The 24,290-nt window shown below is 66.2% G+C and carries 24 protein-coding genes; 11 read left to right on the top strand and 13 right to left on the bottom strand.

From position 1 onward, the window contains the following. The 3 genes from BW39_RS26170 to BW39_RS26160 are packed head-to-tail and all read right to left on the bottom strand — an operon-like array spanning position 1 to position 2,832. Positions 1-795: an ABC transporter ATP-binding protein gene (locus BW39_RS26170; RefSeq protein WP_012207150.1), complete on the bottom strand. Its 795-nt coding sequence runs from the start codon at positions 793-795 to the stop codon at positions 1-3. A 17-nt stretch (positions 796-812) separates the two neighbouring features. Beyond that, complete coding sequence (locus tag BW39_RS26165; protein ID WP_013800924.1) at positions 813-1,892, bottom strand: ABC transporter permease subunit; 1,080 nt, start codon at positions 1,890-1,892, stop codon at positions 813-815. 10 nt (positions 1,893-1,902) lie between these two features. After that, entirely contained in the window at positions 1,903-2,832 is a 930-nt protein-coding gene (locus BW39_RS26160; RefSeq protein ID WP_012207152.1) for a branched-chain amino acid ABC transporter permease, read from the bottom strand. A gap of 305 nt (positions 2,833-3,137) precedes the next feature. Here BW39_RS26160 and BW39_RS26155 point away from each other — a divergent pair, with 305 nt between their 5' ends. Then, positions 3,138-3,485: a GFA family protein gene (locus BW39_RS26155; protein ID WP_013800923.1), complete on the top strand. Its 348-nt coding sequence runs from the start codon at positions 3,138-3,140 to the stop codon at positions 3,483-3,485. Here the strand turns inward: BW39_RS26155 and BW39_RS26150 are convergent. Further along, positions 3,464-4,099: a 2-hydroxychromene-2-carboxylate isomerase gene (locus BW39_RS26150; RefSeq protein ID WP_043825063.1), complete on the bottom strand. Its 636-nt coding sequence runs from the start codon at positions 4,097-4,099 to the stop codon at positions 3,464-3,466. The two genes, BW39_RS26155 and BW39_RS26150, sit on opposite strands and share 22 nt — an antisense overlap. Before the next feature lie 80 nt (positions 4,100-4,179). Beyond that, positions 4,180-4,908 (bottom strand): SDR family oxidoreductase, encoded by a 729-nt coding sequence (locus tag BW39_RS26145; RefSeq protein ID WP_012207155.1) that lies wholly within the window; start codon positions 4,906-4,908, stop codon positions 4,180-4,182. A 90-nt stretch (positions 4,909-4,998) separates the two neighbouring features. Between BW39_RS26145 and BW39_RS26140 the strand changes: the two genes are divergently transcribed. After that, positions 4,999-5,448 (top strand): winged helix-turn-helix transcriptional regulator, encoded by a 450-nt coding sequence (locus tag BW39_RS26140; protein ID WP_043825062.1) that lies wholly within the window; start codon positions 4,999-5,001, stop codon positions 5,446-5,448. A 32-nt stretch (positions 5,449-5,480) separates the two neighbouring features. Here the strand turns inward: BW39_RS26140 and BW39_RS26135 are convergent, their stop codons facing one another. Continuing rightward, positions 5,481-6,785, bottom strand: coding sequence for a replication-associated recombination protein A (locus BW39_RS26135; protein ID WP_012207157.1), 1,305 nt, complete (start codon positions 6,783-6,785; stop codon positions 5,481-5,483). A gap of 442 nt (positions 6,786-7,227) precedes the next feature. Between BW39_RS26135 and brnQ the strand changes: the two genes are divergently transcribed. Continuing rightward, entirely contained in the window at positions 7,228-8,541 is a 1,314-nt protein-coding gene (gene brnQ, locus BW39_RS26130; RefSeq protein ID WP_043825060.1) for a branched-chain amino acid transport system II carrier protein, read from the top strand. Here the strand turns inward: brnQ and BW39_RS26125 are convergent. The 3 genes from BW39_RS26125 to BW39_RS26115 form a co-directional block, all read right to left on the bottom strand. After that, positions 8,528-10,054 carry a methyl-accepting chemotaxis protein gene (locus BW39_RS26125; protein ID WP_043825059.1) on the bottom strand — a complete coding sequence of 509 codons (1,527 nt, stop codon included), beginning with the start codon at positions 10,052-10,054 and terminating at the stop codon, positions 8,528-8,530. The two genes, brnQ and BW39_RS26125, sit on opposite strands and share 14 nt — an antisense overlap. Before the next feature lie 169 nt (positions 10,055-10,223). Beyond that, positions 10,224-10,859 carry an outer membrane lipoprotein chaperone LolA gene (lolA, locus tag BW39_RS26120; protein WP_043825056.1) on the bottom strand — a complete coding sequence of 212 codons (636 nt, stop codon included), beginning with the start codon at positions 10,857-10,859 and terminating at the stop codon, positions 10,224-10,226. Positions 10,860-10,889: 30 nt separating this feature from the next. Continuing rightward, positions 10,890-13,253: a DNA translocase FtsK gene (locus BW39_RS26115; RefSeq protein WP_043795743.1), complete on the bottom strand. Its 2,364-nt coding sequence runs from the start codon at positions 13,251-13,253 to the stop codon at positions 10,890-10,892. Between the two features lie 261 nt (positions 13,254-13,514). Between BW39_RS26115 and trxB the strand changes: the two genes are divergently transcribed. From trxB to rpmG, 3 genes are all read left to right on the top strand, one after another. Further along, complete coding sequence (gene trxB / locus BW39_RS26110) at positions 13,515-14,468, top strand: thioredoxin-disulfide reductase (RefSeq protein WP_034396780.1); 954 nt, start codon at positions 13,515-13,517, stop codon at positions 14,466-14,468. A gap of 267 nt (positions 14,469-14,735) precedes the next feature. Continuing rightward, positions 14,736-14,969: a 50S ribosomal protein L28 gene (gene rpmB, locus BW39_RS26105; RefSeq protein ID WP_012207163.1), complete on the top strand. Its 234-nt coding sequence runs from the start codon at positions 14,736-14,738 to the stop codon at positions 14,967-14,969. A gap of 20 nt (positions 14,970-14,989) precedes the next feature. Beyond that, the gene (gene rpmG / locus BW39_RS26100; protein ID WP_012207164.1) at positions 14,990-15,160 is read left to right on the top strand and encodes a 50S ribosomal protein L33; all 171 of its coding nucleotides are present in this window, start codon (positions 14,990-14,992) and stop codon (positions 15,158-15,160) included. 120 nt (positions 15,161-15,280) lie between these two features. Here the strand turns inward: rpmG and BW39_RS26095 are convergent, their stop codons facing one another. After that, on the bottom strand, positions 15,281-16,765 hold the full coding sequence (locus BW39_RS26095; RefSeq protein ID WP_043825053.1) for an aminotransferase-like domain-containing protein: 1,485 nt from the start codon (positions 16,763-16,765) through the stop codon (positions 15,281-15,283). Positions 16,766-16,977: 212 nt separating this feature from the next. Here BW39_RS26095 and BW39_RS26090 point away from each other — a divergent pair, with 212 nt between their 5' ends. Then, complete coding sequence (locus tag BW39_RS26090) at positions 16,978-17,346, top strand: hypothetical protein (RefSeq protein WP_043825051.1); 369 nt, start codon at positions 16,978-16,980, stop codon at positions 17,344-17,346. Here BW39_RS26090 and BW39_RS26085 read toward each other — a convergent pair. Both BW39_RS26085 and BW39_RS26080 read right to left on the bottom strand, forming a co-directional pair. After that, the gene (locus BW39_RS26085; protein WP_043825050.1) at positions 17,321-18,544 is read right to left on the bottom strand and encodes a DesA family fatty acid desaturase; all 1,224 of its coding nucleotides are present in this window, start codon (positions 18,542-18,544) and stop codon (positions 17,321-17,323) included. The genes BW39_RS26090 and BW39_RS26085 overlap by 26 nt on opposite strands. A gap of 115 nt (positions 18,545-18,659) precedes the next feature. After that, the gene (locus BW39_RS26080; RefSeq protein ID WP_043825048.1) at positions 18,660-19,988 is read right to left on the bottom strand and encodes an RsmB/NOP family class I SAM-dependent RNA methyltransferase; all 1,329 of its coding nucleotides are present in this window, start codon (positions 19,986-19,988) and stop codon (positions 18,660-18,662) included. A gap of 92 nt (positions 19,989-20,080) precedes the next feature. Between BW39_RS26080 and BW39_RS26075 the strand changes: the two genes are divergently transcribed. Beyond that, on the top strand, positions 20,081-20,353 hold the full coding sequence (locus BW39_RS26075; protein ID WP_043825046.1) for a DUF1653 domain-containing protein: 273 nt from the start codon (positions 20,081-20,083) through the stop codon (positions 20,351-20,353). A 7-nt stretch (positions 20,354-20,360) separates the two neighbouring features. Here BW39_RS26075 and purN read toward each other — a convergent pair whose 3' ends face one another. Continuing rightward, entirely contained in the window at positions 20,361-20,939 is a 579-nt protein-coding gene (gene purN / locus BW39_RS26070) for a phosphoribosylglycinamide formyltransferase (protein ID WP_012207170.1), read from the bottom strand. Between the two features lie 98 nt (positions 20,940-21,037). Between purN and BW39_RS26065 the strand changes: the two genes are divergently transcribed. The 3 genes from BW39_RS26065 (at position 21,038) to BW39_RS26055 (ending at position 24,199) form a co-directional block, all read left to right on the top strand. Further along, positions 21,038-21,718, top strand: coding sequence for a YceH family protein (locus BW39_RS26065; RefSeq protein ID WP_043796599.1), 681 nt, complete (start codon positions 21,038-21,040; stop codon positions 21,716-21,718). Between the two features lie 114 nt (positions 21,719-21,832). Next, entirely contained in the window at positions 21,833-23,014 is a 1,182-nt protein-coding gene (locus BW39_RS26060; protein WP_012207172.1) for an acyl-CoA dehydrogenase family protein, read from the top strand. A 69-nt stretch (positions 23,015-23,083) separates the two neighbouring features. Further along, positions 23,084-24,199 (top strand): acyl-CoA dehydrogenase family protein, encoded by a 1,116-nt coding sequence (locus tag BW39_RS26055; protein WP_043825044.1) that lies wholly within the window; start codon positions 23,084-23,086, stop codon positions 24,197-24,199. The last annotated feature ends 91 nt before the right edge of the window (positions 24,200-24,290 follow it).

Here is a 24,290-nt window from a genome sequence, read left to right as displayed (position 1 = left end):
TCAGTGTCCTCCGGTGCCCAGATAGGCTTCGATCACCTTGTCGTTCTTCTGCACCTCGGCCGGCGTGCCTTCGGCGATGGGCTTGCCATAGTCCAGCACGGTGACGCGATCGCACAGGCCCATGACCAGCTTCACGTCGTGTTCGATCAGCAAGATGGTGCGCTGGTCCCGGCGGATGCGGTCAATCAGCTCGCGCAGCTGCACCTTCTCGGTGGCGTTCATGCCGGCGGCGGGCTCGTCCAGCGCGATCAGTTGCGGGTCGGTGGCCAGCGCCCGCGCGATCTCCAGGCGGCGCTGATCGCCGTAGCTCAGCGTGCGGGCCTTGAAGTCGGCGTATTTGGAAATCCCCACGTAGTCCAGCAGTTCGCGGGCCCGCGCGCGGATCGCGGCTTCCTCGGCCTTGAAGCCGGGCGTGCGGAACACCGCGCCGATCAGGCCCGAATGCGTGCGCACATGGCGCCCGACCATCACGTTCTCCAGCGCCGTCATCTCGGCAAACAGCCGGATGTTCTGGAAGGTACGCGCAATGCCGGCCTTGGCCACCTTGTGCACGGCCGAGGGTTCGTAGGCCTTGCCGGCCAGCTCGAAGCTGCCGCTGTCGGGCGTGTACAGGCCCGTGATCACGTTGAAGAAAGTGGTCTTGCCCGCGCCGTTGGGACCGATCAGGCCGTAGACCTGGCCACGGCCAATGGTCATGCCCACATCGGACAGGGCCTGCAGTCCGCCAAAGCGCTTGGAAATGCCCGAAACCCTGAGCACCGGGGAGGTGGAGCCGTTGTCTGCCGTGTTCGCCATCTGCGTTGTCTCCATGCTCAGGACTGGTGCGGCAGGTTCTTGCCATGCTCGGGCGACGGCCACAGGCCCCGCGGACGCATCAGCATGATGACGATCATGGCCAGCGCGATCAGCAACTGGCGCAGGATGGAGGCGTCAAGCCGCCCATCGGTCATCTGCTGCAAGGGACCGGCCACATAGCGCAGCACCTCGGGCAGGGCCGACAGCAGCACCGCCCCCAGGATCACGCCCGGCAAATGGCCCAGGCCGCCGAGCACCACCATGGCCACGATCATGATGGACTCCATGAGGCTGAACGACTCGGGCGAGACGAAGCCCTGGAAGGCCGCGAACATGGCGCCCGAGACACCACCGAAGGAAGCGCCCATGCCGAAGGCCAGCAGCTTCATGTTGCGCGTGTTGATGCCCATGGCCTTGGCGGCGATCTCGTCCTCGCGGATGGCCATCCAGGCGCGGCCAATGCGCGAGTCCTGCAGGCGCCAGCAGATCACGATGCTGACGAGCACCAGGAAGAGGAACAGGTAGTAGTACAGCGTGACCGAGCTGATGTCGTAGCCGAAGATCTCCTGGCGCTTGGCCAGGTCCAGGCCCAGAATCTTCACCGAGTCGATCTGGCCTATGCCCTTGGGGCCGTTGGTGATGTTGACCGGCTGGTCCAGGTTGTTCATGAAGATGCGGATGATCTCGCCGAAGCCCAGCGTGACGATGGCCAGGTAGTCCCCGCGCAGCTTGAGCACCGGGATGCCCAGCAGTATTCCCGTGATGCCCGCCAGCAGCGCCGCCAGCGGTATCACCAGCCAGATGGAGGTATGCAGCCCGTCAGGGAACATGGCGGCAAAGCCCTCGAAGGTCTCCGCCAGATGCGGCGAGGCCATCAGCGCGAACATGTAGGCGCCCACGGCGTAGAAGGCCACGTAGCCCAGGTCCAGCAGGCCTGCATAGCCCACCACCACGTTCAGGCCCAGTGCCAGCAGCACATAGAGCAGGGCCAGGTCGGCGATGCGCACCCAGGCATTGCCGAAGTACTGCAGCACCAGCGGCAGCACCATCAGCGCCAGGCCGCCCAGAATCCATTGCACGGTCTTCTTGCTGTTCATGCGGATCTCCTCAGGCGCGGTCGGCCACACGCTCACCCAGCAGGCCCGAGGGGCGCAGCGTCAGGATGATGATGAGCACGATGAAGGCGAAGATGTCGGTGTAGTGGCTGCCCAATACGCCGCCCGTGAGGTCGCCGATGTAGCCCGAGCCTATGGACTCGATCAGCCCCAGCAGCATGGCGCCGACCACGGCGCCGGCCAGGTTGCCGATGCCGCCGAACACGGCCGCCGTGAAGGCCTTGAGCCCCGGCAGAAAGCCCATGGTGTGGTGGGCCGTGCCGTAGTTGGAGGCGTACATGATGCCCGCGATGGCCGCCAGCACGGCGCCGATGATGAAGGTGGCCGAGATCACCACGTCAGGCTTGACACCCATCAAGGCCGCCACGCGCGGATTCTCGGCCGTGGCCCGCATGGCGCGTCCGAGCTTGGTGTAGTTGACCAGATAGGTCAGCGATGCCAGCGCGATCGCCGTGACCACCAGCACCAGGATCTGGGTGGGCGTGATCACCGCCGTGCCGATCTCGAAGGGCGTGCTCGGCAGCAGCGTGGGATAGGCCTTGTAGTTGGGCTTCCAGATGATCATGGCCAGCGTCTGCAGCAGCAGCGAGACGCCGATGGCCGTGATCAGCGGCGCCAGGCGCGGGCTGCTGCGCAGGCGGCGGTAGGCCACTTTCTCGATCACGAAATTCAGTGCCGCGGCCACCACGCAGGCGATCACGGTCGCCAGCAGCAGGATCAGCCAGCCCGGCGCACCGGGCATGGCCTCCTGCATCAGGCCTATGCAGCTCCAGCTGGTCAGCGCGCCGACCATGAGCACCTCGCCATGGGCGAAGTTGATGAGCTGGATGATGCCGTACACCATGGTGTAGCCCAGGGCGATCAGGGCGTACATGCTGCCCAGGACCAATCCGTTGATGACCTGCTGAAGCAGTATGTCCATATGCGCTCTCCCCTTTAGTCTAGGATGGAGACATTCAGCGTGCCTCGCATCCAAACGAACGGAGCCAGCAATGCCATGGTGGTGGAAGCTCTCCCGCCGCATCCTGGCTTGTGGCCCGGAAACCGCAGGGGATTGGCGATTCTAGGCACCCCCCGGTGGCCTGCAACGCCTTGTTGCAGGGGGGTTTCCCGAGGCTTTACAAGCCACGTGCTCTTATGTAGCACTGCAGCAATTTGCCGTAGCCAGCATGAACTCCTACCATCAACGGCAGTGCCGCCAGCCAGAGGTGGCCACGGAGAACCCCGATGAAATACCACGGCAGCTGCCACTGCGGCGGCATCGCTTTCGATGTGGAAGGCGAACTCACCCAGGCCATGGCCTGCAACTGCTCCATCTGCGCACGCAAGGGCGCGCTCATGTGGTTCGTTCCCCGCGAACAGCTGCAGCTGCAGACGCCCGATGAACAGATGCGGACCTACACCTTCAACCGGCACCTGATCCAGCACCGCTTCTGCCCGACCTGCGGCATCCATCCGTTCGGCGAGGCCATCGATCCCCAGGGCCGGCACATGGCGGCCGTCAACGTGCGCTGCCTGGAAGGCGTGGACCCCGAGGCGCTGCGCATCACGCGCTACGACGGGCGATCGGCCTGAGGCTGGCTGCAGGCCCGTAGCGCTTCTTCCTCCACATCGCGCAGGCGGTCCTTGCCGAAGTAGATCTCGTCGCCAACAAAAAAGGTGGGCGATCCGAAAGCGCCACGGTGGAAGGCCTGCTCGGTATTTGCCAGCAGCCGGGCCTTGACTTCGGGCGTCTGGCTTGCGGCGATCAGGGCTGGGGCGTCCAGGCCCGCCCCGGACAGCTCGGTGCCGATCACCTGGGCATCGTCCATCTTGCAGCCCTTCTCCCACATGCTGGAGAACACCGCATCCACATAGCGCTCGAAGCAGCCCAGGCCCTGCGCCGCCACGGCCCCGCGCATGATTTGCAGGGTGTTGACGGGAAAGTGCGGATTCATCCGGAAGCGCGTGAGCCCATGCCTTTGCACGAAACGCTGCAGTTCCAGCGCCTCATAGGCGCGCTTGTTGGGAATGTCGGCATTCGCCTCGGCCGGTGAGCGGTTGTTGGCCAGCTTGAACAGGCCGCCCAGCAGGACCGGCACATAGTCGAAGCGGATGCCGCTGCGCGCCTCGATTGCGGGGATGACCTGGTGGCAGAGATAGGCGTTGGGGCTACCGAAGTCGAAGAGGAATTGCACGTGGGGTTTCATGGCACGGCCTGCATCAAATGGGATGGAACATCGAAGCGAAGGGGCTGAAGCGGCTGAAGGGACGCAAATGGCTGAAGGGCCTACCAGGACTCCATCCAGGGGCGGATTTCGGTTTCATGCGTCCAGGCGTCGCGCGGCTGCTGGTGCAGTTGCCAGTAGAGGTCGGCGATGTGGTCGGGATTGAGGATGCCGTCCTGCTGCTTGAGGGCATAGCGATCGGGAAAGTTGGTCCGGATGAACTCCGTGTCGATGGCGCCGTCGATTACGGGATGGGCCACATGGATGCCCTTGGGCCAGAGCTCGCGCGCCATGCTCTGGGCCAGCGCACGCAGGCCGTGCTTGGCACCGGCAAACGCCGCAAAGCCCTCGCGCCCGCGCAGGCTGGCGGTGGCACCCGTGAAGATGATGGTGCCCCGGCCGCGCGGCAGCATCACCCTGGCCGCCTCCCGCCCCATCAGGAAGCCGGCGAAGCAGGCCATCTCCCAGACCTTGAAGTAGACGCGCGCCGTAGTCTCGGTGATGCCGAAGCGCACGTTGGCGCCGATGTTGAAGACGGCGACCTCGATGGGTGCGATCTCGGCCTCGATCTTCTGCACCAGGGCCACCATTTCCTCTTCCTTGCGCGCGTCGCTGCCAAAACCATGTGCCTGCCCGCCGGCGGCGCGGATCTGCTCGACCAGGGGCTGGAGCTTGTCCGCGTCGCGGCGCGTGACGCAGGCGATATAGCCTTCGCGCGCAAAACGCCGGGCGATGGCGCCGCCCGTGGCGTCGCCAGCGCCGATCACGAGAATGGCTTTCTTGTCGGTCATGGGATCTCCGTGGATGATTGGTCAGTTCATTTTTTGAACCCAATGCACGGTAGGTTTAAAATCAGAACCCGTCAAGCGGGGAACTGCCCAATGAAATGGAACGAACTGGAAGAGGAGCGCTGCTCCATCGCACGCACGGTCTCGGTCATCGGCGACCGCTGGACACTGCTGGTGCTGCGCGACTGCTTTCTGGGAGTGCGCCGCTTCGATGAATTCCTGGGACGCCTGGGCATTTCACGCCCCATGCTGTCGGACAGGCTGGCCAGGCTGGTCGAGGCAGGCGTGCTCAAGAAAGTGGCCTACCAGGAGGCGCCGGTACGGCACGAGTACCGCCTCACGCCCAAGGGACTGGACCTGCATCCGGTGGTCATGGCCATCGTGCACTGGGGTGATGTACACATGTCCGGCGAGGAAGGCCGGCCCTTGCTGCACCGGCATACGGTGTGCGGCCACACGTTCGACCCCCTGGTTGTCTGCTCGGAGTGCCACGCCCCCCTGCACGCGCGGGACGTGGCGGTGGAGCCCGGCCCGGGCGCCTAGCCCCGGCACCGGCCTGCCCTCACCGGCTTCGGCTATGCGCCGCCAGCCTCTTCGTCCCACTTGCGCAGCACGGCCAGCTTCTCGCCGATCTTGATCTCCAGGCCCCGGGGCACGGGCTGGTACCAGCCCGGCTCCGCAATGCCTTCGGGCAGATAGGTCTCGCCGGCCGCGTAGGCGTTGGGCTCATCGTGCGCGTAACGGTATTCATGGCCGTAGCCCAGCTCCTTCATGAGCTTGGTGGGAGCGTTGCGCAGGTGCACGGGCACCTCGCGGCTCCTGTCCTGCTTCACGAAGGCCCGGGCCTTGTTGTAGGCGTTGTAGCCGGCGTTGCTCTTGGCGGCCATGGCCAGGTAGATGACGGCCTGGCCCAGCGCCAGCTCGCCCTCGGGGCTGCCCAGGCGCTCATAGGTCAGGGCTGCGTCGTTGGCGATCTGCATGGCACGCGGATCGGCCAGGCCGATATCCTCCCAGGCCATGCGCACGATGCGCCGCGACAGGTAGCGCGCATCGGCGCCGCCATCGAGCATGCGCGTGAGCCAGTAGAGCGCAGCATCCGGATGGGAGCCGCGCACGGACTTGTGCAGGGCAGAGATCTGGTCGTAGAAGTTGTCGCCGCCCTTGTCGAAGCGCCTGGCATTCAAGGTCAGCGCGTTCTGCACGAACTCGGCATCGATCCGCGTGACGCCCGCAGCACCGGCCGCCGTCTGGCATTGCTCCAGCAGGTTCAGGAACCGCCGGGCATCGCCATCGGCATAGCCGACGATGGTGTCCCGCGCCAGGTCGTCGAACTCCAGCCCGCCCAGGGCCTTTTCCTGCGCCCGCAGCAGCAGTTGCCGGAGTTCATCGTCGGTCAGGGATTGCAGCACATAGACCTGCGCACGCGACAGCAGGGCCGAGTTCACCTCGAAGGAAGGGTTCTCCGTGGTGGCACCGATGAAGGTGACCAGCCCGCTTTCCGCATAGGGCAGCAGCGCATCCTGCTGGGACTTGTTGAAGCGGTGGATCTCGTCCACGAAGAGGATGGTGTGCCGGCCCATGGCCAGGTTCTGCTGCGCCTGCTCCATGGCCGCGCGGATGTCCTTGACCCCGGAGAACACCGCCGACAGCGCAATGAACTCGCACTTGAAGGCCGTGGCCGTGAGCCGTGCCAGCGTGGTCTTGCCCACGCCGGGCGGCCCCCAGAAGATCATGGAATGCGGCTTGCCTGACTGGAAGGCCAGGCGCAGCGGCTTGCCCTCGCCCAGCAGATGGGACTGGCCCACGACCTCGTCCAGGGTCTTGGGCCGCAGGGCTTCGGCCAGTGGTGCGGAGGGCTCCTGGGTGAACAGATCAGCCATGGGCCAGCTCCGTCGCAGGCAGCGCCGCGCAGAAGGCGTTCGGCAGCCCATGTGCCGGATTCGCTGCCGAGGGGAACAGATGCAGTTGCAAAACCATGACGCCATTGTCCACGCCATGGCGGCAGCGGGTGCGCCGGCCCCTGATGCCTGTACCTGGCCGCGGGGGATGAAGCCATGGATCGCCAGCCGGGAGCCTGGCCATCGCCTGCAGGCATGTCACTCACATGACATGAATGGTTTGCATGCATCTCATAAAGAGCAATCACTGACATTTTTCACCCGCTTCGGGCCGCCGCCCTAAAATGCTGCCCTTTGCGGAGCCGGCCGCGCGGCATGCGCGGCCATAGGGCCTGCGCCATTGCTGCCCCATCGCTCCGCGCCTCCCACCGTTTCCGGAACTGCCTGCCATGCGGCAAGGCGGGACCTTTTCATTTCTACATCCATGCAAACACTCAAGACCCGGGACCTTATCGCCCTAGGCTTCATGACCTTTGCGCTGTTCCTCGGCGCGGGCAACATCATCTTTCCGCCCATGGTCGGCCAGGGCGCCGGCGAGCACGCGGCCGCTGCGGCCACGGGCTTTCTGCTCACGGGCGTGGGCCTGCCGTTGCTCACCGTGGTGGCGCTGGCGCGCGTGGGCGGCGGGCTCGATGCGCTGACCTCGCCCGTGGGCCGCAAGGCCGGCATGGTGCTGGGCCTGCTGATCTATCTCATCCTCGGCCCGCTGTTTGCCACGCCGCGCACGGCCACCGTGTCGTTCGAGATGGGCTTTGCGCCCTTCGTGGGCCACAGCAGCACTGCGCTGTTCATCTACTCGGCGGTGTACTTTGTGCTGGTCATGGGCCTGTCCCTGTTCCCCGGCAAGCTGATCGACACCATCGGCAAGCTGATCACGCCCGTACTGATCCTGGCCCTGATGGTGCTGGGTGCCGCCGCCGTGCTGCTGCCGGCCGGTGCCGCCACCAGCGCCAGCGGCGACTACCTGGTCGCGCCCCTGACCGAAGGGTTTCTGGAGGGCTACCAGACCATGGACGCGCTGGGCGCCCTGGCCTTCGGCATCGTCATCGTCAACGCCATCCGGGGCCGGGGCATCTCCCACACCGGGCTGCAGACGCGCTACGCCATCATCGCGGGCGTGATCGCGGCCGTGGGCCTGGGCCTGGTGTATCTGTCGCTGATCCATCTGGGTGCCACCAGCCAGTCCATCGCCCCGCAGGCGCAGACCGGCGTGCTCATCCTCACGCGCTATGTGGATCACACCTTCGGCCCCATCGGCAGCCTGCTGCTGGCCGTGGTGATTTCCCTGGCCTGCCTGACCACGGCCGTGGGCCTGGTCAGCGCCTGTGGCGCCTACTTCAGCGAGATGCTGCGTCTGCCCTACCGCGCGGTGGTGGTGGCCATTGGCCTGGCGTGCATCCTGGTGTCCAACCAGGGCCTGGCCCAGTTGATCGCCCTGTCCGGCCCCGTGCTGGTGGGCATTTATCCGCTGGCCATCGCCCTGGTGGTGTTGAGCCTGCTGTCAGGCCTGTGGCGCAATGCGCAGCGCGTGTTCGCGCCGGTGCTGGCCGTGGCGCTGGTGTTCGGCCTTGTCGATGCCGCCAAGGCGGCCGGCTGGCAGGACTGGCTGCCGGCCTTCCTGAACAGCCTGCCGGGCAACGGCATGGGCTGGGCCCTGCCCGTGGCAGCCACCCTGGTGCTGGCGGCGCTCCACGACCGGCTGCGCCCGGCCCCGGCCACCGCGTTCAGGCCGTCCTGAAACGCGCCATGAGTTCGACCAGCTGATGGGCCTGCTTGCGCAGGCTCTCGGCGGCCGAACTGGTCTGCTCCACCAGCGCGGCGTTCTGCTGGGTCCCCTCCTCGATGCGGACGATGGCGCTGTTGACGTGGCTCACGCCAGCGCTCTGTTCGCCGCTGGAGTGGCTGATGGCGCCGATCATGCGCGAGACCTTGGCAATCACCTCCTGCACCGAGGCCATGGTCGCACCCGCGCTGTCCACCTCCTCGGCCCCCAGGGCCACGCGCTGGGCGTTGGCCTGGATCAGGTCACGGATTTCCCGCGCCGCGCCGGAGCTGCGCTGGGCCAGCGTGCGGACCTCGGCGGCGACCACGGCAAAGCCCCGGCCCTGTTCGCCGGCCCGTGCGGCCTCCACGGCCGCATTGAGCGCAAGAATATTGGTCTGGAACGCAATGCCGTCGATCACCTCGATGATGCTGACCACGCGCTCGGACGCATCCTGGATGCTGCGCATGGTGCCCACGACGGCCGAGATGGCATCGCCACCGCGCGTGGCGATGTCGCTGGCGGACGAAGCCAGCAGGTTGGCCTTCTCTGCGTGATCGGCATTGCCGCGCACGGTGGAGTCGAGCTGGTCCATGGACGAAGCCGTCATCTGCAGGGCCGATGCCTGCTGCTCGGTGCGCTGGGCCAGGTCGCTGTTGCCGGCCGCGATCTGCGAGCTGGCGGATGCCACCTGCTCCGCATTGCCGCGCACTTCCACGACGATGCTGCGCAGCTGCTCCTGCATGGCGCCCAGCGCCCGCAGCAGCTGGCCCAGTTCGTCGTGCCCGCCGCTCGCTATGGCATTGGTCAGATGGCCCTGGGCCACCTTCTCGGCCAGTTGGACCGCGCTGCGCAGCGGTGCCACCACGGCACGGGTGATGAGCCAGCCAATGGCCACGCCGGCCACGGCCGCCACCAGCATCAGCACCAGGCTCAGCTCCGTGGCGTGCTTGCCACTGCTGTAGGCATCGTCGGCCACCGCCTTGCTCTGCGCCGCAATGCCGGCCTTGAGCTGGGAAAGCAGCTCGGCCGGCTCGCGGTCCACGCCGCGCACGGCCATGTCGCCCACGGAGGGGTCGAAGCCCGTGGCCTCGAATTTGTCCAGTCCCACGCGGTAGCCTTCGGCCATCTTGCGGTGCTGCGCCACAAAGCCCTGGGCGATCTCGCGCAGGGAGGCATCGTCCACCAGGGCCAGCAAGGCCGCGGTCTTGTCCTGCACGGCGCGCTCATCGGCCAGAAAGCCCTTCCAGTGCTGCTCGCGCAGCGCGTTGTCCGAGCCGCGCAGCAGCACGTTCTTCCATTCCTGGACCTGGGTTTTGAAGTGGCCTTCCACCTCGGCGGCAAGGCGTTCCGCCGCCATGTGGCGCTGGACATCGCCGTGAAAGACGCCTAGGGATCGATGGGCCGACCAGAGTCCGAAGAATCCGGCAGCGAGGGTGAATAGCAGCGCCATGGCAATGGCGAGCGGCAACTTGCGACTGAGGTTCATAAAGGCATGCGAGAGCCGGCCAGCATGTCCTCGGAGGGACGTCGAAACAATCGCTGGCCGCAGGCCGCCATTGTCTCGACGATATTAGGCAAAACCATTACAAAACCTCACAAACTGCGCACCGCAGCCTGTGACCGGCCTGAAAGGTTGCCCCGCGCGGCAGCGCGGCTTACTGCTTGAGCACGTCGGCGCCCGCTGGCACCTTGAAATCGAAAGTCGAGGCCGGCAGGGACGCCTGGGTCTGCAGCTGGCTGAAGCGGATCAGCGAACGCTGGCCAAAGCTGTCCAGGATGTCCAGCGCCGAAAGCTGGCCATCGGCCGCAAAGCCCACGCGCACGCTCTTGAGCTGGCCGTTCTTGTCCTTGGGACTGGCCTGGACCCATTGCAGGCCATCCTGCTCGGGCGCGGATTGCAGATCGAAGTCGGCGCTCAACGCCTTGAGATCGTTGGCCGACGCCAGGATGGCGGCCGGTGTGCTGCCCAGGGCCTGGGCCTGGGGGCGCTGCGTGACCTGGTTGAGGTCGGCGTCATAGAGCCACAGCGTCTTGCCGTCGGCGACGATAGTCTGCTCGAACGGCTTGGTGTAGACGAACCTGAACTTGCCGGGACGCTGGAATTCGAATTGGCCACTGGAGTTCTTGGTGCGCGGGGGCTGGCCATCCTTGGACGGGGCCGTGACGGCCTGGGTGAATTCGGCGCGGCCGGCCTGGGAATTCTTCATGAAGGCTTCCAGGCTCTTGAGGCCATCGGCCCACGAGGCCGTCGCGCTTGCCGCGATCACAACTGCAGTCAACAGACGTTTCATTCTTTCTCCATGATTGCGGGGGAAGCGGGCTCATTCCCCGGCGCGCGCGGGCACCAGCACTTCGCGCTGCCCGCTGGCGGTGAGACCGCTGACGAGGCCCGCCTTTTCCATATCTTCCAGCAGGCGCGCCGAGCGGTTGTAACCAATCCTGAGCTTGCGCTGCACATACGAGATGCTGGCCTTGCGGTCCTTGAGGACCACTTCCACGGCCTGGTCGTACATGGGGTCCTTCTCGCCGTTGCCGCCGTCGCCGGACTCCGAGCCGAACTCGCTGTCGCCCTCGGCCGTGCCGCCTTCGAGCACGCCTTCGATGTAGTCGGCCTCGCCCTGCTCCTTGAGGTAGCCCACCACGCGGTGCACTTCCTCGTCCGACACGAAGGCGCCGTGCACGCGCACGGGCAGGCCCGTGCCGCTGGCCATGTAGAGCATGTCGCCCATGCCCAGCAGGGATTCGGCGCCCATCTGGTCAAGCACGGTGCGGCTGTCGATCTTGCTGCTGACCTGGAAGGCGATGCGTGTGGGGATGTTGGCCTTGATCAGGCCGGTGATCACGTCCACGCTGGGGCGCTGGGTGGCCAGGATCAGGTGGATGCCGGCCGCGCGGGCCTTCTGGGCCAGGCGCGCGATCAGCTCCTCGATCTTCTTGCCGACCACCATCATCAGGTCGGCCAGCTCGTCGATGACGATGACGATGTGCGGCAGGCGCTGCAGCGGCTCAGGCTCCTCGGGCGTGAGGCTGAAGGGGTTGGGAATGGATTCCTCGCGCGCCTTGGCCTCGTCGATCTTGGTGTTGTAGCCCGCCAGATTGCGCACGCCCAGCTTGCTCATGAGCTTGTAGCGGCGCTCCATCTCGGCCACGCACCAGTTCAGGCCATTGGCGGCCTGCTTCATGTCGGTGACCACGGGGCACAGCAGGTGAGGAATGCCTTCGTAGACCGACATTTCCAGCATCTTGGGGTCGATCATCAGCAGGCGCACATCGCGGGCCTCGGCCTTGTACAGCAGCGACAGGATCATGGCGTTGATCCCCACCGACTTGCCCGAACCCGTGGTGCCGGCCACCAGCACGTGCGGCATCTTGGCCAGATCGGCCACGACCGGATTGCCCACGATGTCCTTGCCCAGGCCCATGGTCAGCATGCTCTTGGCGTCGTGGTAGACCTGCGAGCCCAGCACCTCGGACAGGCGGATGGACTGGCGCTTGGCATTGGGCAGCTCCAGCGCCATGAAATTCTTGCCGGGAATCGTCTCGATCACGCGGATGGACACCAGGGACAGCGAGCGCGCCAGATCCTTGGCCAGGTTCACGATCTGCGAGCCCTTGACGCCCGTGGCCGGCTCGATCTCGTAGCGCGTGATCACGGGGCCGGGCATGGCGGCGACCACATGCACATCGACACCAAAGTCCTTGAGGCGCTTTTCGATCAGCCGGCTGGTCATCTCCAGCGTTTCGGGCGACACGCTTTCCTGACGCTGCTGCGCCGCATCGAGCAGATCCACCTGGGGCAGCTTGCTGTCGGGCAGTTCGGAGAACAGGGGCTTCTGGCGCTCCTTGACCACGCGCACGCTGGGTATCGCAGCCTCCTGGAGCACGGGTTCGATGATCTGCACGGGCTGCGGGTGCTGCACGGCGCTTTCCGTGCGCTCTTCCTGCACCACTTCCTCGCGCTCGCGCGCAGCGCGGCGGCCTGCGGCTTCGTCCCGGGCCTTTTCACGGCGCGCAAAAAGAAAGAGCACCCAGCCGTCCAGGCGTGCGCCCATGGATTCGGCCAGATGGCCCCAGGAAAAGCGGAACACCATGGCCAGGCCGATCACGGCCACGCAGATGCCGATCAGGCCCGAGCCCATGAAGCCCAGCCACTGCAGGCTGTGGTACCCCAGCATGTAGCCGAAGACGCCGCCGGCCGGGCCGGGCAGCACGCTCTCGAAGCGGTACAGGCGCGTCCACTCCAGTGCGCAGCTCGCACCCAGCAGCAGCAGCAGCCCGCCCCAAAAGCGCAGGCGCCGGCGCCACAGGGGCGGCAGTGGCACACCGTCGCGCGGCACGCCGCCGCGCAGCCAGCGCGCAAAGGAAGACAGCCAGGTCTGCAGCGAGGCCAGCACCAGCCACCAGACCGACATGCCGAAACCGAAATAGCAGGCGTCGGCCAGCCAGGCTCCGACGCGGCCCATCCAGTTGGCGACCAGGCGCGCGTGTCCCGCCCCGGAGGTGGACCACGCTGGATCCTGGGGCGAGTAGCTGAGCATGGAGGCAAGCCAGAACACCAGGGCCAGCAGCCCCGCCAGCAGCAGCATTTCGTGGCCGAAGCGCGCCACCATGCCGGGGCGCGCCGCAGACCTGGATTTGCCCTTGGCGGATGTGGAAGCGTTCAGAGCGTTCAATGAGTAAGTCATACGCAGGCGGGAGCTTACCCCAGCCCCCTCGGACTGGCCGCAAAAACAGCCAGGGCGACCCGCAAGCGTAATGCAAGCACTTGCAACAGAGCATGACACCGCCGCATGACGGCGCTACGTCGATCATTTTTGACAATCCGGGCCATTGATCCATATGGCAACGGGAACCTGACTGCGGAGCGATACTCCACAGCTGTTCCCGATGTATCTTTTTTTCTGCACGCCGACTGCCGGCGTGCGCCTTTTTCAAGAACTGCATCCATGTCTTCTACCCAACACGCCAAAGTCCTGATCCTCGGCTCCGGCCCTGCCGGCTACACGGCCGCCATCTATGCCGCGCGCGCCAACCTCAACCCGCTGCTGGTGACCGGCATGGCCCAGGGCGGCCAGCTGATGACGACGACCGAGGTGGACAACTGGCCTGCAGACGTGAACGGCGTGCAGGGCCCCGAGCTGATGCAGCGTTTTCTGGAGCACGCAGAGCGCTTCAAGACCCAGGTGGTGTTCGACCACATCCACAGCGTCGATTTCTCCAAGCGCCCCTTCACGCTGACCGGCGATTCCGGCACCTATACCTGCGACAGCCTGATCATCGCCACCGGCGCCTCGGCCAAGTACCTGGGCCTGCCTTCCGAAGAGGCCTTCATGGGCCGCGGTGTCTCCGGCTGCGCCACCTGCGACGGTTTCTTCTACCGTGAGCAGCCCGTGTGCGTGGTCGGCGGAGGCAACACGGCCGTCGAGGAAGCCCTGTACCTGTCCAACATCGCCAGCAAGGTCACCCTGGTGCACCGCCGCGACAAGTTCAAGGCCGAGCCCATCCTCGTGGACAAGCTCATGGACAAGGTCCGGGCCGGCAAGATCGAGCTCAAGACCCACTTCGTGCTCGAAGAGGTGCTGGGCGACCAGTCCGGCGTGACCGGCATCCGCATCAAGAGCACCCAGGACGGCCATGCCGAGGATATCCAGCTGCAGGGCTGCTTCATCGCCATCGGCCATGCGCCCAACACCGAGATCTTCAAGGGCCACCTGGAGATGGACGAGACCGGCTACATCATCACCCAGGGCGGCCTCAAGGGCTTTGCCACGCAGACCAGCGTGCCCGGAGTGTTCGCGGCCGGCGACGTGCAGGACCATGTCTACCGCCAGGCCATCACCAGCGCCGGCACGGGCTGCATGGCCGCGCTGGACGCCCAGCGCTTCCTCGAACAGGAATAAGCAGGACGCCACCCTGCCCACCCTGCTCTCCCGCAGGGCGGCAAAAGCCCCTGGCTGCAGCCGTGTTTGGCTGGCCCAGGGGCTTTTCTCATGGAGACGCTATAATCCGTGGCTTTGCTGAATTTGAAGCGCGCCTTGCTTGCATGGTCAGGACACTTTCAGCATGGGGTTACCGCCACCCTTTATGGCGAGGTGAGGTTGCCGGCAAGCCATGCAGCAAATGCAGGGCATCAGCGTCGGCGGCTGTACAACTATCGGAGTGTCCTGATGGCACGCGTATGTGAAGTAACGGGCAAGAAGCCCATGGTGGGAAACAACGTTTCCCACGCCAACAACAAGACCAAGCGTCGTTTCCTGCCCAACCTGCAATACCGCCGTTTTTGGGTTGAGAGCGAAAACCGTTGGGTGCGCCTGCGCGTTTCCAGCGCTGCTCTGCGCCTGATCGACAAGAACGGTATCGACTCCGTGCTCGCAGACCTGCGTGCCCGTGGCCAAGCCTAAATCCCTCAAGGAGAAACACCATGGCTGCTAAAGGCGGACGCGAAAAGATCAAGCTGGAATCCACTGCAGGAACCGGCCACTTCTACACCACGACCAAGAACAAGAAGACAATGCCCGAGAAGATGGCGATCATGAAGTTTGATCCCAAGGCTCGCAAGCACGTCACGTACAAGGAAATCAAGCTGAAGTAATTCAGCCTGTTCCCGGTACCGACAAAAAACCGCCCGGCGCAAGCCCGGCGGTTTTTTTGCGTCCGCTTTGTGTTGGCTTTGTGCCCGCTTTGCGTCCGTTTTACGTCTGTTTTTCGCCTGTCACCCACCGCGCGCCGGCTGACCCAGCTGCGCACAGGCCATGGCACCCAGCTCGCGGCAGGCCTGCTCGATCACGGCATCCACCGGCAGGGTGCAGCCCAGGCGCATGCAGTGCTCGTAGCGCCCCGAGTTCGAGAACATGCTGCCCGGCGCCGTGCGGATGCCGCGCGCCAGCGCCTCGGTGAAAAGCCCGGAGGTGGAGACTCCGACCGGAAACTCCAGCCACAGGCTGAGTCCGCCGGGCGGCAGGCTCAGCCGCGTGCCCAGCGGGAAAAACCGCGCCACCAGCTGCGCCATGCCTTCACGCTGACGCCGCAACTGCTGCTTGAGGCGCTGCAGATTGCGCAGGTGTGCGGGCGAGCCCACGCAGGCGGCCGCCAGCAACTGGGCCAGGGTCTGGGTACCCCGGCTGCGCGCGAACTTGAGCATCTGCACCCGGCCATGCCACTGGCCAGCGTTCATCCAGCCTTGGCGCAGGCCAGGCGCCATGCTCTTGTTGAAGGCCTCGCAATAGATGACATGGCCCGGCAGGCGATCCCAGGCCTTGATGGGGCGCACGGGCTGGCCGCTTTCCACGAACAGTCCATAGGAGTCGTCCTCGATCAATGCCACGCCGTGGGCGCCGCACAGATCGACCAGCCTGGCCTTGTGCTCATCGGGAATGCGCGTACCCAGCGGCATCTGCAGCTCGGGCACGACCACCACGGCCTTCAGGCGCGGCTGGGTCTGCAGGGCCAGCTCCAGCGCCTCGATGGACAGGCCGGTGCGCGGGCTGCAGGGAATCTCCAGCGCCTGCATCTGCAAGGACTCCACCACCTGCAGCAGGCCGTAGTAGGTCGGCGACTCCACGGCCACCAAGTCGCCGGGCGAGGCCACGGCGGCCAGCGCCAGGCTCACGGCCTCGGAATTGCCCGTGGTCGCCAGCACATCGGCCGGTGCCACATGGATGCCCGCCGCCAGCGCGCGCCGCGCCATGGCGCGCTGGAAATCAGGGTGGCTGCCCATCATGGAGCGCCCCAGCACCAACAGGTCAGGCTGCTCGCGCAGCAGCCGGGCGGCGGCCTGGTTCAGGTAGCCGCGATCGAACAGTTCGGGCGGCGGCGTGGCACCGCCCAGGTCCACACGCACATCGGCCTGGCGGCCGCGCTCCAGCATCAGGGAAATGTGTTCATTGATGCCTGCGAAGTGCGGCTGCGGCAGCGGTTGCACCGGCTGGCTCAGGTCGGGCTCGCTGGCCGGGGCCAGGCCTGCAGGCCGGGCATCGCGCACGAAGTAGCCCACGCGCGGGCGGGCTTCGAGCTGGCCCAGGTCCTCCAGATGCCGCAGCGTCTGCAGCGCCGTGGACAGGCTGACCTCATGGCGGCGCATCAGCTCGCGCACGGAAGGCATGCGCTCGCCCGCCTTGAGCGTGCCCAGTTCCATGGCCAGGCTGTAGTCGGCCGCCAGGCGGCGGTACAGGGTCGGAGAGGCGCTTGCAAGGGTCATGGAACAGGTCGACAACGAATCGGGGACGAGAGGACTTGCCCGCGATCTTGCCGCAAAGCGCTGTTACGCAACAGATACAGATCCATCGACCACAAAGCAGAACAGATCCATCGCTATCTGCACTGCTGCGATGCAACAAGCCGCAGGCTGTGCCTGTGCCGATGAGGGCCGCGTGCCTACGCTTGAGGGCCTGGAATCACAGGACACAGACCATGCACAACGCCGACACCCGCTCCTTCGAACTGCGCCATCTTGCCCCCGGCAACGATCTTCACCTGCATGTGCTGGAGGGCAGTGAACTGTTCTGCCGCCACGGCCCGCTGGAAATCACCGCTCCGCAACAGGCCTGGGCGGATGGGGTGCCCGCGCCGGCCTTCAGACTGCGGCCGGGCCAGGGCTGGCGTGCGGGCGCCGATCTGCAGATACGGGTCCGCTCCTTGTCCCAGGCCATGGCAAGCCTGGAACTGCGGCAGAGCCCCACAGCAAAAAGCCGCATCGCCTCCGAAGAGGGGATGCGGCCCCGGGCATGGTCGGTTGCCGGCTGGCTTCGCGGCCTCAGGCGTGGGCAGCGCGCAGCTTGACGGAAAACTCCTTGAGCGCGGCAATGCCGCTGGCCTCGGCGCGATGGCACCAGGCCTGCAGATGGGCCGTCAGTTGCTCGCGCGACAGCGAGGTGTTCAGCCACAGCTGGCGCAGCTCCTCGCGCATGACCAGCATCTGGTCGAGCACGGGGTGGGCTGCGCGCGCCTGGGCCAGTTGCCCCTGCGCCTGGGCGGGCACCTTGTCGGCATCGCGGTGCAGCCAGCGGCGCGCCGTCTTGAGCAGGGACAGGTCGGCCTGCCGGGCCTTGCGCTGCTTGAGCGCATCGAGCTCGATCTGCACGGCGGCGCGCACGCCGCGCGCATAGCGGGCCATGACCTCGTAGCGGTTGGCGATCACGGCCTCCAGCGTCTTTTCGTCGGCCACGGGCTTGACGGCGCCCATGACCAGCCGCGGCGCCGTCTTCTTGACCTTGGCCCAGCCCAGCTTCTGCATGGCGCTGATGTAAACCCAGCCCACGTCGAACTCATAGCGCTTGACCGAGAACTTCGCCGAGGTCGGGTAGGTATGGTGGTTGTTGTGCAGTTCCTCGCCGCCAATGATCAGGCCCCAGGGCACGAGGTTGGTGCTGGCATCCTGGGCTTCGAAGTTGCGGTAGCCCCAGAAATGGCCCAGGCCGTTGACCACGCCGGCAGCCCAGAACGGAATCCAGGCCATCTGCACGGCCCAGATCGTCAGCCCGATGGCACCGAACAGCAGCACATTGATGATCAGCATCAGCGAAGGGCCCCAGATCGAATGCCGGCTGTAGAGATGGCGCTCGATCCAGTCGTCGGGCGTGCCGTGGCCGAACTTCCTGAGTGTCTCGGCGTTCGCCGCCTCTTCGCGGTACAGCTCCGCACCCTGGCGCATCACGGTGTCCAGGCCACGTGTCTGCGGGCTGTGGGGGTCGTCCTCGGTTTCGCACTTGGCGTGGTGCTTGCGGTGGATGGCCACCCACTCCCTGGTGACCATGCCCGTGCCCAGCCACAGCCAGAAACGGAAGAAGTGCGAAGGAACTGGCCCCAAGTCCAGCGAGCGGTGGGCCTGGCAGCGGTGCAGGAAGATGGTGACGCCAGCAATGGTGATGTGGGTGGTGACCAGGGCGTACAGCAGCAGCTGCCACCACGACAGCTGCCACAGGCCATGGGCCATCCAATCCACGGCGAGGTTCCAAACCGATCCGAAATCCAGCGACATAACCGAAGCCTTTGGCAAGGCGGCGCCCAGTGGCACCGATGCCTCAATTTTAGGCGATGCGCCTACAAAGGCATTCGGCAATCTCCTGCGATTTACAGCTTATTGCGTCTGCAAGTTACGGCTTCCGGGTCCAAACGGCGGCGAAAAATCCGTCCGTCTCATGGCGCTGCGGCCACAGGCGCAGGTACTGCGTGCCGGTCTCGCCGCCGCTGCACAGCGCATCGCCCTGCTCCACCTTGAGCTGGGCCAGCAGTTCGCCCGCATCCATGGCCACGAAGTCAGAGTGCTCCGCTGCAAAGGCCTCGGCGATGGCCTCGTTTTCCTGCGGCAGGACCGAACAGGTGGCATAGACCAGGCGCCCACCCGGCTTGACCAGGCGCGCTGCACTGGCCAGGATGGCCGCCTGCTTTTGCGTGAGCTCCTCGATGGCCTTGGCCGACTGGCGCCACTTGAGGTCGGGATTGCGGCGCAGCGTGCCCAGGCCCGAGCAGGGCGCATCGACCAGTACGCGGTCGATCTTGCCGGCCAGGCGCTTGACGCGGTCGTCGCGCTCATGGGCGATGGCCGCGGGGTGCACGTTCGACAGGCCCGAGCGCGCCAGGCGCGGCTTCAGGGCTTCGAGCCGGTGGCCGGACACATCGAAGGCGTACAGGCGCCCCGTGCTGCGCATGGACGCGCCAATGGCCAGGGTCTTGCCGCCTGCGCCGGCGCAGAAATCGACCACCATTTCGCCACGCTTGGCGTCCAGCATCAGCGCCAGCAGCTGGGAGCCTTCATCCTGCACCTCGATGGCGCCGCGCGTGAAGGCGTCCAGCCGGGCCAGCGCGGGCTTGCCCTGCACGCGCAGGCCCCAGGGCGAGTACGGCGTGGCTTCGGCGGCGATGCCGGCATCGGCCAGTTCCTTTTGCACATCGGCACGCTTGGCGTTCAGCGCATTGACGCGCAGATCCAGCGGTGCGGCCTGCTCCATGCTCTGGGCAAAGGCCCAGAAATCTTCACCCAGCTGCTGCTTGAGCGGCGCGACCAGCCACTCGGGCAGGTTGTGGCGGTGCGGTTCCATCAGTTCATCGGGGCGCACGGCATCGCAGGCGTCCAGCCATTGCAGTTCCTGGGGGGACAGCGCCGCGCGCGCAAAGCCGAGCGCCTCCTTGACGCCCTGCTCGGACTTGCCGGCCACGCGGGCCAGGGCTTCCTGGCTATGGGCAAAGCCCAGGATGGCCAGCCTGCGCTCGCGCGAGCCGCTGCCAGAACGTGCCAGGCTCTCAAAAAGCAGCTTCTTGCGCAGCACGGTGTAGGCGGTTTCGGCCAGCGCGGCACGCTCGCGCGGGCCCAGGTTGCGGTTTTCACGGAAAAAGCGTGACACCACGGCGTCGGCCGGGTGTTCGAAAGTCAGGGTGCGCTTGACCAGTTCGGCGCAGGCGTCGAGAAGCTGTTTGGGATGCATGGGCGCAATTGTCCCACCGCCTTGCAAATCCGAGAGGGCCACAGGTCGGAACCCGCAGCAGCCCCCGGCTGGCGCAGCTACCATGGCGCCCCATGACCGACGACGACCTGCCCCCTCTGATTGCCACGCCCCCGGGCCTGTACCGCCACTACAAGGGCGCCCTCTACGAAGTGCTCGCCACCGTGCGCCACAGCGAGACGCGCGAGTCAATGACGCTGTACCGCGCGCTCTACGGCGAGCGCGGCCTGTGGGTGAGGCCTGCCGCCATGTTCAATGAAACCGTGGTCATCGACGGCGTAGAGCAGCCCCGCTTTGCACGCTGCCCCGAAGTGGAGCAGCAGGCCTTTCAGAGCGAAGGCCTGTGAGCAGACCCTAGCCTCGCATCAACTGCGCCACCGCGCGCGGGTAGATGAGGTGCTCCTGCACCAGCACGCGCGCGGCCAGCGCCTGGGCCGTGTCGCCGGGCAGCACGGGCACCACGGCCTGCTCCAGGATGGGGCCCACATCCAGCTCGGCCGTAACGCGGTGCACGGTGCAGCCTGCAAAGCGGCAGCCTGCATCAATCGCCCGCTGGTGCGTGTGCAGACCCGTGAAGGCGGGCAGCAGCGAGGGGTGGATGTTGATCATGCGCCCCTCGTAATGCGCCACGAAGCCCGGCGTGAGGATGCGCATGAAGCCGGCCAGCACGATCAGCGAGGGCGCGTGGCGGTCGATCACCTGGGCCAGCTCGGCGTCAAACGCCTCGCGGCTGGGGAACGGGCGGTGGTCCAGCACCTCGGTGGCAATGCCTTGCTCGCGCGCGAAAACAAGGCCCGAGGCCTCGGCCTTGTTGCTGACCACGGCGGCCACGCGGGCGCCGTAACGCCGCGCCCAGTCCTGTTGCTGCGAAGCACGCACAATGGCAGCCATGTTCGAGCCGCCGCCCGAGATCAGGATCACGATATTTTTCATGGGCGGCGATTGTCGCACCGCAGGCCGCGCGGCCTGCGCCAGCCCCGGCAAGGCCCATGGCCCTGCCGGGCCTTGTCACCTCTTCCGTCCAGACACCCATGCCATTCGATCCCCGCTCCACCCCCCTGACCGCTGTCGAAGCCCGCGTGCTGGCCACCCTGATGGAGAAGGCGCGCACCGTGCCCGACAGCTACCCGCTCACGCTCAACGCGCTGGTCACGGGCTGCAACCAGAAAAGCAGCCGTGATCCGGTGATGGAAGTCAGCGAAGGCGAGGCCCAGGAAGCGCTGGACAGCCTGCGCCTGCGCACCATGTCCGTACAGATCAGCAGCGCGCGCGCCACGCGCTGGGAGCACAACTTCCCGCGCGGCGTGGGGGTGCCCGACCAGAGCGCCGTGCTGCTGTCCCTGCTGATGCTGCGCGGCCCGCAGACGGCAGGCGAGCTGCGCATCAACTCCGAGCGCTGGCACCGCTTCGCCGACATCTCATCGGTCGAAGCCTTCCTGGAAGAGCTGCGCGAACGCAGCGAGGAAAAAGGCGGCCCGCTGGTCGTGCTGCTGCCACGCGCGCCTGGCGCACGCGAGCAGCGCTGGGCCCATCTGCTGTGCGGCCCCGTGGACGTGAACGCCATGGCCCAGCCCCCCGCTGCAGCAGGCGCACGCGGCGATGCCCTGGCCCAGCGCGTGGTCGATCTCGAAGCCCAGGTACAGCAATTGCAGGCCCGTCTTGCGCATGTCTATGCACAGTTGGGTCTGGAGGAGCCCGGCCAATCCAGCTGATCGCCTGCGCTCAGGCCGCCCCAGCATCAGGGATTGCCATAGGTTGTCACGCCCTGGACAGTCCAAAAAAGAACGTGCGTGCTACAAAAGCCGGGATTGAAGGAGACACAGTCCATGGACCTGGCATTTACCCCTGAAGAACAGTCCTTTCGCGAGGAAGTCCGCGCCTGGGTGCGGGCCAACCTGCCCCAGGACATCGCGCACAAGGTGCGCCATTCGCTGCGCCTGACGCGCGACGACCTGCAGAACTGGGCCAAGATTCTTGGCAAGAAAGGCTGGCTGGGCTACGGCTGGCCCAAGCAGTTCGGCGGCCCCGGCTGGACGGCCGTGCAAAAGCATCTGTTCGAGGAGGAATGCGCCCTGGCCTGCGCCCCGCGCATCATTCCCTTCGGCCCCGTGATGGTGGCGCCCGTGATCATGGCCTACGGCTCGCCCGAGCAGCAGCAGCGCTTTCTGCCCGGCATTGCCAGCGGCGAGGTCTGGTGGAGCCAGGGCTACTCGGAGCCGGGCTCGGGATCGGACCTGGCCAGCCTCAAGACCCGTGCCGAGCGCGTGGGCGACAAGTACATCGTCAACGGCCAGAAGACCTGGACCACGCTGGGCCAGTACGGCGAGTGGATCTTCTGCCTGGTGCGCACCAGCAACGAGGGCAAGCCCCAGACCGGCATCAGCTTCCTGCTGGTGGACATGAAGAGCCCCGGCGTGACCGTGCGCCCCATCAAGCTGCTCGATGGCGAGTGCGAGGTCAACGAGGTCTTCTTCGACAACGTCGAGGTGCCGGCCGAGAACCTGATCGGTGAGGAAAACAAGGGCTGGACCTACGCCAAGCACCTGTTGAGCCACGAGCGCACCAACATCGCCGACGTGAACCGCGCCAAGCGCGAGCTGGAGCGCCTCAAGCGCATCGCCAAGGCCGAAGGCGTCTACGAAGACCAGCGTTTCCGCGACGAGATCGCCAAGCTCGAAGTCGACGTGGTGGCGCTGGAAATGCTGGTGCTGCGCGTGCTGTCGGCCGAGAAATCGGGCAAGAACCCGCTGGACATCGCCGGCCTGCTCAAGATCAAGGGCAGCGAGATCCAGCAGCGCTACTCCGAGTTGATGATGCAGGCCGCCGGCCCCTTCAGCCTGCCCTTCATCGAAGAGGCCATGGAAGCCGGCTGGCAGGGCGACTTCCCCGGCGGCGTGGTGGACAACGCGCCGCTGGCATCGACGTACTTCAACATGCGCAAGACGACGATCTACGGCGGCTCCAACGAGGTGCAAAGAAACATCGTCGCGCAGACGGTGCTGGGCTGATTTTGGCTGGAGTTTCGCTGAACCCGGAAGTGCGCCGGACGCGCTTCGATCAGCTTCGGGAGACAGAAAATGGACTTTGATTTTTCGGATGACCAGCAGCAACTGCGCGACGCCGTGCGCCGCTGGGTGGACAAGGGCTATACCTTCGAGCGCCGCCGCTCCATCGTCGAGGCGGGCGGTTTTTCGCGCGAGGTCTGGGGCGAGCTCGCCGAACTGGGCCTGACGGCCTTGACCGTGCCCGAGGAGCACGGCGGCCTGGGCCTGGGCGCCACCGACGTGATGGTGGTGATGGAGGAGTTGGGCCGCGGCCTGGTGATGGAGCCGCTGGCGCAGGCCTTTGTGGCCGCCGGCGTGCTCGGCAAGCACGCCGACGCCTCCATGGCCGGCCAGTGGCTGCCGCGCGTGGCCAGCGGCGAGGCCCTGGTCGTGCTGGCACACCAGGAGCGCCAGGCCCGCTACCGCCTCGATGTCTGTGCCGCCAAGGCCAGCAAGAGCGGCAGCGGCTACACGGTGGACGCCACCAAGAGCGTGGTGCCCGCAGGCGACGCGGCCGACGCCTTTCTGGTGCCGGCCCAGCTGGACGGCAAGATCGCCCTCTTCCTGGTGGAGCGCGACGCCAGCGGCGTCAGCACCCAGGGCTACCGCACCCAGGACGGCAGCCGCGCGGCCGAACTGCGCTGCCAGGCAGCCCCCGCCACGCTGGTGACGGCCGATGGCCTGGCCGCCCTCACGCTGGCCCAGGACGCCGCCAACGCCGCGCTGTGCGCCGAAGGCGTGGGCGCCATGGAGCAGACCCTGAAGCTCACCACCGAGTACATGAACCAGCGCAAGCAGTTCAACACGGTGATCGCCAGCTTCCAGGCCCTGCGCCACCGCGTGGCCGACATGAAGATGCAGCTGGAACTGGCCCGCTCCATGAGCTATTACGCCAGCCTCAAGATGAGCGCGGCCGATGCCGAGCGCCACGTGGCCATCGCGCGCGCCAAGGTCCAGCTGGGCCAGTCGCTGCGTTTTGTCGGCCAGCAGTCGGTCCAGCTGCACGGCGGCATCGGCGTGACCGACGAGTACGCGGGCAGCCACTACTTCAAGCGCCTGACGCAGATGGAGATGACGGGCGGTGACACCCTGCATCACCTGGGCATCGTCTCCGCGAAGATGCAGGACACGGCCGGCGTGTTTGCCTGACGTCTGACCTCACCGCGCCGAACCGCACCACACCAAGCCCCGCAGAAAACTGCGGGGCTTTTTTCATAGGCCTTTGCCCATGTCTGCCCGC

The sequence above is a fragment of the Delftia sp. RIT313 genome, from assembly GCF_000632165.1.
In the GTDB taxonomy this organism is placed as follows: domain Bacteria; phylum Pseudomonadota; class Gammaproteobacteria; order Burkholderiales; family Burkholderiaceae_C; genus Comamonas; species Comamonas acidovorans.
This window is presented reverse-complemented; position numbering and strand designations above follow the sequence as displayed.